This window comes from Dolichospermum sp. UHCC 0259 (assembly GCF_009711935.1).
Taxonomy (GTDB): Bacteria; Cyanobacteriota; Cyanobacteriia; order Cyanobacteriales; family Nostocaceae; genus Dolichospermum.
This window is the reverse complement of the sequence record NZ_VIKX01000196.1, coordinates 1-9,749: the sequence shown is the minus strand read 5'-3', so window position 1 is coordinate 9,749 and position 9,749 is coordinate 1. Positions and strand designations below refer to the sequence as shown.

At 37.3% G+C, this 9,749-nt stretch carries 7 protein-coding genes; 3 read left to right on the top strand and 4 right to left on the bottom strand.

From position 1 onward, the window contains the following. Positions 1-19: 19 nt before the first annotated feature. The 3 genes from FJR05_RS15810 to FJR05_RS15800 form a co-directional block, all read right to left on the bottom strand. A complete protein-coding gene (locus FJR05_RS15810) occupies positions 20-841 on the bottom strand; it encodes a hypothetical protein (protein ID WP_168644980.1) in 822 nt (273 codons plus the stop codon). Positions 842-1,016: 175 nt separating this feature from the next. After that, a complete protein-coding gene (gene crtO, locus FJR05_RS15805) occupies positions 1,017-2,711 on the bottom strand; it encodes a beta-carotene ketolase CrtO (protein WP_168644979.1) in 1,695 nt (564 codons plus the stop codon). 163 nt (positions 2,712-2,874) lie between these two features. Next, positions 2,875-4,257: a cytochrome P450 gene (locus tag FJR05_RS15800; protein WP_168644978.1), complete on the bottom strand. Its 1,383-nt coding sequence runs from the start codon at positions 4,255-4,257 to the stop codon at positions 2,875-2,877. 411 nt (positions 4,258-4,668) lie between these two features. On the opposite strand from FJR05_RS15800, the gene FJR05_RS15795 reads away from it, so the two are divergent. The 3 genes from FJR05_RS15795 to FJR05_RS15785 all read left to right on the top strand — a co-directional run bounded on the left by FJR05_RS15795 (position 4,669) and on the right by FJR05_RS15785 (position 8,288). After that, positions 4,669-6,882 carry a phosphoketolase gene (locus FJR05_RS15795; protein WP_168644977.1) on the top strand — a complete coding sequence of 738 codons (2,214 nt, stop codon included), beginning with the start codon at positions 4,669-4,671 and terminating at the stop codon, positions 6,880-6,882. A 127-nt stretch (positions 6,883-7,009) separates the two neighbouring features. Further along, positions 7,010-7,366: a hypothetical protein gene (locus tag FJR05_RS15790; RefSeq protein ID WP_168644976.1), complete on the top strand. Its 357-nt coding sequence runs from the start codon at positions 7,010-7,012 to the stop codon at positions 7,364-7,366. A 1-nt stretch (position 7,367) separates the two neighbouring features. Continuing rightward, positions 7,368-8,288, top strand: a complete 921-nt coding sequence (locus FJR05_RS15785; protein WP_168644975.1) for a protein rep — start codon at positions 7,368-7,370, stop codon at positions 8,286-8,288. Positions 8,289-8,294: 6 nt separating this feature from the next. On the opposite strand, the gene FJR05_RS15780 is transcribed toward FJR05_RS15785, so the two are convergent. Continuing rightward, positions 8,295-8,618, bottom strand: coding sequence for a hypothetical protein (locus FJR05_RS15780; protein WP_168644974.1), 324 nt, complete (start codon positions 8,616-8,618; stop codon positions 8,295-8,297). Between the last annotated feature and the right edge of the window lie 1,131 nt (positions 8,619-9,749).

The following is a 9,749-nucleotide window of genomic DNA, read 5'->3' as shown; positions in this document are numbered from 1 at the left end:
CTCCTATCCCTGTTACTTCCTAATTCCTTTTTAGTGGGGGAGTGTGAACAGTTACATTACCTAATGTTCTAACTCCAGGAAAATTGGCTATTTGACGCACGGTGTTTTCTAAAGAATTTGCATTGTCAAAAATAAATTTATCTATAACAGAAATATTAGAGTCTTCTTTGATTTCCAAACTAGAGCTAATCGGATAAGCAATCATATCTGAAGAATGAATAACATTTAACCATCTCAATGGATATTTTTGCAATTTACACTTCTGTTTTACTTGTTCAGACTGAATATCCAATAACATATTAAATAAAATTACTGGTGAACCCATTGTTGTAATGGTTTTTAATTTTACCTGTTCATCAATTAATGATCTAAAATTAAATGCTGCATCACCAAATTGAAATTGATCTGAAAATAACATATCCCATAAAATTACAGTTCCCATTGAGTGGGCAACTATATGTAACTCTTCTTCTTCTGGATGATTTTTAATAAGATCCTCTAGATGTTCCGTGATTGATTGCCTAATTTTTCTACCTCTTGTATGATTAAGGTAAGTAAAAGCATCACCGATGAAATCAGAGATAAAACCTTGCCTTAACTCTTTTCCTCGCAGAATATCTTCTTGATTAATATGTGGATTTGCTTGTTTAGTTTTTTCTAAATCTTGATGAATAAAATTCCATATTTTACCTTTATTATTTAAAATATCTGCATAAAATCCAGAATGAAAATGAGGTAAAATTTGTCTTTTTTGCGAAAACTCTTTTTGAATTAAAGTTTTGAGAGGTTCAGCAAATTTAACTTTTGATTCTGCTACACCATGAATAAAAAATACAAGCATTGCTATATAAAGTCATAGTAGTAATACTATTATACCCTTAGTCTTTTAAATAAACAATATTCTCATGAAAAATTTTCCTTAAGGAGTAAGGGTTTAGCACTGCTAAACCCCTACAATATATATTGTTTTTAGATAATTGGTATTTTGGTTTTCCTGTCAATGAGTAAGTTCTACTCTAATTCATCCCAAATACAGAACCAACTGTAGATTTAATCGAATTTCCCGCATCTTTTAAAGCCTGACTAAAGGGTTGCTTATTTTGCAAAAATACCCTTGCACAATTGCGTCCTGGCATACCGGAAATTGAACCGCCAGGGTGTGTTCCTGCACCTGTTAAAAAGAGATTATCAATGGGGGTTTTATAATTAGCTAATTCGGGTAAAGGTCGGAAAAAGATCATTTGATCCATTGTCATATCAATATGATAATAATTCCCTTTGTATGCTCCTAATCTTTCTCCTAATTCTGCTGGACTTTCAACTCTTCTAGCGATAGTTGCTTTTTTCACATTGGGTGCATAAGTTGCTAATTTGTCAACTACTCTATCTGCAACTTGATTTTTCAATTCATCAGTCCAACCTGTTCCTTTTAAACCTGTACCGTTGGCATTAGCAATTTGATAAGGTGCAAAAAATTCAATCCACAAAGTATGTTTTCCGGGTGGTGCTAAACTGGGGTCAAGGGCGCTAGGCATGACGACATACATGGAGGGGTCAGAATCGGGAATTTCGCCTAATGTACATTTACTATGAGCTTGTTCTACATGATTCATAGAATCAGCAATGAGAATTGAACCAATGAGATATTCATCTTTATGATCATGATGAGAAAAATGTAAGGGTTCATCTAATGCTAAATCTATTTTGAGAATAGTTTCATTGTTGTTGATAATGCGGCGTTCTAATCTTTCCCATAAATCAGGATCAACGGCATCAATATCACTTTTTTCTGTCATTTGTAAGAATAATCTTTGGGCATCAATATTAGAAATTACGCCATGTTTGGCTAAAAATTCTTTACCACCTGTTACCCGCACACCGACAGCTTTAGCATCATTAATTAAAATCTTTTCTACGTGCTGGTCTGTGAGAATTACTCCACCTTTACTCTTAACTAATTTCACCAATGCTTGCACCAATGCACCTGTTCCGCCGCGAGGTCTAGCCATGCCTGGATTATGACGCATGGCCATCATCATTACGCCAATGGCGAGGTTTTTTTGAGAAGGTGGCGCACCTAATTCAGAAGAGAGTCTAGCTAGGGGTGCTTTGAGAAATTCTTCATCAAACCATTCATTAAGAATATCTTCGGCACTGTTTAACATTGTTCTCACAAAATCAAAACTTTTGGCGGGAGAACCAACTACAGAAAATAAATCTTTAACTTGTTGAAGATTGTAGTTACCAAAAATATCTATAATTGATTTGGGGGGAGCATTAAACATGGGAATCATGGCGTTAATTGCCCGTTGCCAATAATCTGTAAATTGGGCATATTTTTTAGCGTCTCGTTCATTGTAACGAGCGATTTCTGCACAGGTTTTTTCTAATGATTTATGGGCTAAGAAATATTTACCGTCGGGGTGAGGACAAAAGACAACTGGGTCACAGTCTAGATATTCTAAGCCATATTTTGTTAGTTCTAATTCTTCTACAACTGGACCCAAATGAATAAATTCATGGTCAATGGCACACAAGTTAAATTTAAAACCTGGTGCTTTGTCTGGAATACATTCTTCTGTTGTGGCTGCACCACCGGGAACAGGACGTTTTTCTAGTAAGAGGACGCTATAACCTGCTTTGAGTAAATAAGCTGCACAGACTAAACCGTTGTGTCCAGCACCGATAATGATAACGTCGTATTCTTGCATATCTCTGATGACATAAAAACCTGGATTTTTTATATTATTATATTTAGAGAATGTAAGCAAGTATTAAAAAAAATAGATGATAAACCCAGATACCCGACTTCTTATATAGAATCAGAATTTATTTACAAGATAAAAAAGAAGTCGGGTATCTTTATTAACTAGATTAAACTTTCACTGGTTCTAAATTTCCAGATGTTGGTTGATGAAGATTCTGGATTTCTAAGTTTATGGGACGGTTTGGTCCTGTAACTAAACCCCGTCTTTGTGGTTTAATTTCGTGGGTATCAATTAATTTCATTGACCATGTTCTCATGACTTTAGCTAATATTAATTTCATTTCCATTTGGGCAAAAGCTAAACCTATACAACGTCTTGCACCACCACCAAAAGGTAAAAATTCATAAGGTGAAAATTGTTTTTCTAAAAAGCGTTCTGGTTTGAATGTTTGCGCTTGAGGATAAATATCTTCCCGTTGATGAGTTAAATAAATCGAACCCATGACAACTGTACCTGCTTCAAGTTGATGACCACACAGAGAAATAGGTGTTCTTACCTTCCTGGGAAAAGTTATCATTCCCACAGGATAAATTCTTAATGTTTCATTACAAACAGCCGTTAAATATGGTAATTTAAAGATAGTATTAGAATCAGGATTTTCTCCTAAACTATCCAATTCTGCTAATAGCTTTTCTCTGACTTCTGGGAGTTTATGAATCCAGTAAAAAGCCCAAGAGATAGCTGTGGCTGTAGTTTCATGACCTGCAACTAATAAAGTCATTAATTCATCTCTTAATTCTTCATCGGTCATGGCTTGATCTTCTTCATCTCTGGCGACCATAAGTAATGTAAGAATATCTGTGCGATGAGGATCAAAATTTTCTCTTCTTTCTTGAATTTCCTGATAAATAAGTTGGTCAGATTTTTCCTGTTTTTTCATTTGTCTTTTCCAAATTTCAGAAATTCCTATGATTTCTTTCAATTTGGGAAGATAGAGAAAAGCAACTCTCCAAGGACTACTACCCTGTTCTAAAATTTCATAAAGTAAATGTTTCAGTTTTTCAGCCCGTTCTCCTTCATAAATGCCAAAAACGGCTTCCATCATTACTTGAAGTGTAATCTCTTGAGAAACATTTCTGATATTAAAAGGTTGATTTTTGGGTTGTTTATTGATAGTTTTTGTAGTAATGTTCTCAATTAATTCGGCATAATTTCGCATTCTTTCTCCGTGAAAAGGTGGCATAATTAATTGACGTTGACGTTGATGCTCTTTACCACTTAGACTAATGACAGAATTTTTACCTAATAAATATTCAAAAATACTATTCAATTCTCCTGGTGCTTCCAATTCTTTATGATCATTACTTAATATTTGTTGAATAGCTTCAGGAGAATGAACAAATAAAATTGGTGGTAAATTACTTTGCAATTTTAACGTGAATAAATCACCATATTTTTTGGCACATTCCATCATATAAGGCATGGGTCTGAATATCCAGTTTAAGACTTGAATAGTAGATAATGCTTTTGGTCCTGGTAGTATTTGCATAATTTCCTCCCGTTTTGATTACACAATTAATTATAGAATAACTCAACTTCAACTATAAACCCTGTTGAGTTAATTGGAACTTGGTATGAAACAAAAAACTGAAAATTAATTTATTTATTCTCTGTTTCCAGTTTTTTATGAATTTATTGATGATGAACTTTAAGTATCATTTTCACGGGTGGTTAATTTTTCGGTATTATCCGTGATAATTCTTGGTAATATGCCTGGATTGCTAATGATAACTATCTACTTCCCTTCATTATTCGTGTTTATTGTCCTTTGGTGGTTCATTTAACGTACTTATGGTGATATTGCGAAAAAGCAATTAACTATTAGATCCGCAAAGATGTAAAATTTTGGTTACATTAAACCAGAATCTCAAGTCTTTCCGATTTTACTAAGGTACTCAGCATGACAGCAATTACGACAAAGGCAGCTTCCGCACTTCCTGATTTTTGTGAAGGGATACAATATTTTGGGGAAGCACTGCCAAATTTTGACACTTATGGGGCAACTCCCGTGATAGAATCGGGCAAGAGTGCGATCGCCTCACCAACAGATCCAAATGCAGTATATCAAACTCTACTCGCGGCTGATGCCCTGCGCTACCTCACCCTACAAGTCACAGGTAGTAAGGCTTCTGGACATCCCGGCGGTTTTGCCAGCCAAGCGGAAGCTTATGCAGCTTTGGTCATGCTGGGACATAAAAACATTATCACGGAAGTGGGACACCACGCCCCTGGTTTTTATAGCGCCATGTTCTTAGACCGGTCTTTAGAAGACATGGGCATTTCTACTGTACAACAATTGCGCGATCGCTTTCGAGAAAAGCATGGATTATTAGGACACCTATCCGGCTATATTCCCGGTATTCTCGCACCGGCTGGACCCCTGGGACAAGGACAACATTTTGCTATGTCTGCTGCACTGTTGCACCGTGACAAACTCTTCCCCTTCACCGTGGGAGACGGGGGACTGGGTGAACCCTATATCATGAGTTCAATGGCGCATTTCAACACCGCTTACCCCACCGTTACCAACTTCTTACCGGTGTTGGTGTGGAACGGTTACAGCCAAGAACACCACAGCATGGTATCTTTGAAAACCAACGCAGAGATGATTGCATTCTGGAAAGGTAACGGTTTTGCCGAAGTCGTATTAGTCAATGCTAAAGATTTTGACGACCAAAATCAAGCCGGTGAATATGTTGATAGTACCGCATTTTCCTTTGAGAAACGCCTAGAATTTACCAAAGCGGTATTAGTAGGCATGGATAAAGCTGCCCGTTCAGCACTCGGCGGTAAATTGACGGTATTTATTATCAAACAACTCAAAGGGGCAGGGGTTCACGCTTTAGGGGCAAAATCCCACAACCTCTATCCTCAAGATACTTTAACCGCGCCCCATATTGTCAGCGCCTTACAAAAACGGGCATTATCAGCCGCAGCATGGCAAATTGTGCGGACAAATGCGGAACGGGCTGGAGGTGGTCCGGCTGCGAAAACTGTAGTCACAGAATTTGAATTACCTTTAGCAGAAATTGGCGAATTACCATTAGTAGAATATAAAGTTGGCGCAGTTCCCCAAGTTTCTACAACTGTCATGGGTAAGCTGGTGGGAGTAGTAGGAAATAAAGATAAAAACTTCCTTGTGACTAACGCTGATGGTAACGCCGCTTCAGGAATTGGTAATATTAATGAGGCATTAAAAATCATTCACCCCACCACCGATGACACCTATCATCAAGCCCCAGGAGGTCAAGTTTACGAACCTTTGAGCGAAGATGCTTGTGCAGGTTTAGCGGCTGGTTTATCCTTAATGGGGGCGAGAACTTTGTGGTGTTCCTACGAATCTTTTGCCATCAATGGTTTACCAATTTGGCAAACTGTCACCCAAGCAATGGCAGAATTACGCCGCAAAACACCCTCAACAATTACATTATTTACAGCCGGGGCATTAGAACAAGGACGCAACGGTTGGACTCACCAAAGACCAGAAATTGAAGCTTATTTTGCTTCTTTGATGAGAACCGGAAATGTCTTCCCATTATTTCCCCCAGATGCTAACAGTATTCAAGTCTGTTATGACTGGGCTTTGCAAACAAAAAATAAGGGCATTGTCATTACTGCTAGTAAGTCTCCTTTGCCAATTCGTAGCACTTTTGCCCAAACTGAAAAAGGCTTAATTGATGGTGCAGTGTTATTACATGAAGTGGCTGGTGGGAAGACTGTTGTATTTGCTGTCATTGGCGATTTGACTTTAATTCCTGTGTTTGAAGCGGCGGCTTTTTTAGAAACTGAAGGTATTGGTGTGAAGATTGTTTCTATTATCAATCCTCGTCGTTTATATCGTCCTCATGATACTGCTTGGGATACTTGTTCTGAACCTGATAACGGTTTTTTAAGTGATGCCGATTTTGAGCAATTGTTTGGTGGAGATGCCTTAATTGGTGTGACAGGTGGCGCTGCGGCGATGTTAGAACCTATCATGTTACGCAGTAATTCTCAGCGTGATTCTTTTGCCTGGAAGCGTGGGGAAACTACCGCCAGTGCGGGTGAGTTGATGGCTTTTAATGGTTTGACTGCGGAGGCGTTGACTAAGCGGGCTATTGAGTTGGTGCATTAAGGATTTTCAACCGCAGATGTACGCAGATAAACGCGGATAATTTTGTGTTTTGTTGCGTAGATTTGCGGTTTTGTTTTGAGACATTAAAATATAAACTGGCAATCAAAGATAGTAAAGGAAAGCATCTGTGTTTAACCAGACTAAAAAAACTAATCAGGCATTTAGCCATAAAAACTTTCTAAGCGGTGGAATAGCTGGAAAATTAATTTCTGTATTGCTTGTTGCTTCTCCGCTTGTATTTACTCAATCGGTTGCTGCTTCTCCCAGTCGAACAAAAGTTCTTGCATCAATGACTTGTAGTGGTGTTGCTGGTTTACCTGTCATTTACCCAGAGTATTATGGTCGAACTCGTTCTGGATTAGATATATGGATATGTGTGGAAACTGGATCAGGTCGTCAGGCATTTCTTATGATGAATCCAGGTCCTTATGCTGTAATCGTATGTAATATACTGGAATGTCAAGTTGTTGATTGGACGTACTAGAATGACCGAGTTAGATTCCTTGTCTGAAGTTGATCCTACAGGTAAAACTTGGGAAAAGCATCGAGTTAATACTGATAAAATTGCTGAATTTTACGCCAAATCAGATAATGATACTTTTAATACGTATGCTTGGCGGTTGCAAAGCTGTTCTGAGTGGCTAGAGTTTCGCTTAGTACCAGAAGAAACAGCAGACACTCTCAAATTAAAATTAACTAATGCGCGATTTTGTCGAGTGCGTCACTGTCCTGTTTGTCAGTGGCGACGTTCTATGATGTGGAAAGCAAAAGCTTATCAGATTCTCCCTCAAGTTGTTACAGATTATCCTAAATACCGTTGGTTGTTTATCACCCTGACAGTAAGAAATTGCAACATTGAAGAACTCAGAGAAACCTTAGATGAAATAAACAAAGCTTTTAAACGTTTGTCAGAGTTGAAAGCATGGCCAGCTAAAGGTTGGGTAAAGTCTATAGAAGTTACCAAAGGTAAAGATGGAATATCAGCACACCCACATATACACCTATTAGCGATGGTACAGCCTTCATATTTCAGTCATGGTTATATTTCTCAAGCTAAATGGGTATCATTATGGCAGCAATGTTTAAGGGTTAATTATCAGCCAGTAGTTGATATAAGAGCGATTAAAAAACACCATGATCCAAAGGTGCTAATTCCTGAAATTCTGAAATATCAGGTGAAAGAGGCTGATTTAGTGGCTGATAGAGAATGGTTTCTGGAGTTAACCCGTCAACTACACAAAACTAGAGCGATCGCAGTTGGAGGAGTTCTCAGACATTACATGAGAGAATTAGAGGAGAAAAATCAAGACCTCATTAATGAAAGTGAAGAGATAGATGAGGGTAAAAATAATAGTTTATATTTCGGATGGAATAAAAGATTACATAAGTACATAATAGAGGGATAACTAAGATTAGTCAAGATAGTGACTATCGAGTAAATGTGGGGGTTTCAGCCCTCTGAAAAAGGTAGCTGATTTTCTCAGAAGATATAGATTATAAGCGGCAAAACGGGGATTAGGATATTGAGAAGCAAGACGATAATAGAGAGAAACAGGTGCAATAAACCAGATACGTTTAGAACCATTCATATAGATATGTTCATCAATAACATGAAGTAAAGGAAGCCAAGAAAGAAAAAGAGGATGTGTAAGAAAGGCATGAGAAACATAAAGTCTGCCAACAGGAATACCGTCAAACTTGGGATAACGGGTGAAAACAGAAAACTCAACAATCATTGAAACACCTCAAATGAAATAGATGATTTTGAAACTAGAATACTTTCCTTCACCACAAATGAGGCGTTAGCCTGTGTAGATTAATGGAAAAACAAAGAATATCCAAGAAACAAATTTGCGCGTAGCGCACATAAAAACATATTTGTCTTTTAGATTGAGATTAATGACAAAGTAAAAACTCCCAATTACATAGTGTTGTAGTAAATGAGAGTTTAAAATAGCCTTCACTTGAAACTAATAAATATCTTCCAAAGAATCAAAAACCCTGTATCTGTTTACGTTATCTCACTCAAGCATTACTAGGGATGTTTAGGGCGATTGCACCTGAAAACCTTACCCTGTATCTGTTTACGTTATCTCACTCAATCATTACTGTTAAAAATTTCAGTATTAATTATGTCATAAGACAGATGCGTTAAAGATGAGTATATAACTTAGAGTTACGGAAATTTGAAATATTTATTTTAAAGACTTGACAAACCTGCAAATCTTAGATATTATGAACGTGTGAGCCTTGCGTACTCCTTGGAGTAAAGAGTTGGATACAGCCTTCAAAACGTGAGTTAGGCTTTGTCAAGCTTTAGAGTTCCCGACCCCAGGGTAAGAATTTTATTAAACTAAATAACCGTTTTTGAAGTTATAGGATAACTTTGGGTAGTGCAGCGGCGATGTTAGAACCGATCATGTTACGCAGTAATTCTAAGCGTGATTCTTTCGCCTGGAAGCGTGGGGAAACTACCGCAAGTGCCGGTGAGTTGATGGCTTTTAATGGTTTGACTGCGGAAGCGTTGACTAAGCGGGCCATTGAGTTGGTGCATTAAGGGTTAAGAAATAAATTTTTCGACCGTAGATAGAATAAGGTATATTTTTAAATGAAATTTAATCTTATTCTATTTACGGTTTTTATGTTACAAAAAGACAAACACATTCTATATTTTTATAAATGTGAAAGAAGATTGATAACAGATGTATCTACCAGTTTATGAGATACCTGCTTATCAACATATTTCATAATAGAATCAATAATTTCTTGTTGTAGAATTTCACATAATACTTGTTTATTGCCTTGTTTGAGTGTAACTGTTCACACTCCCCCACTAAAAAGGAATTAGGAAGTAACAGGGATAGGAG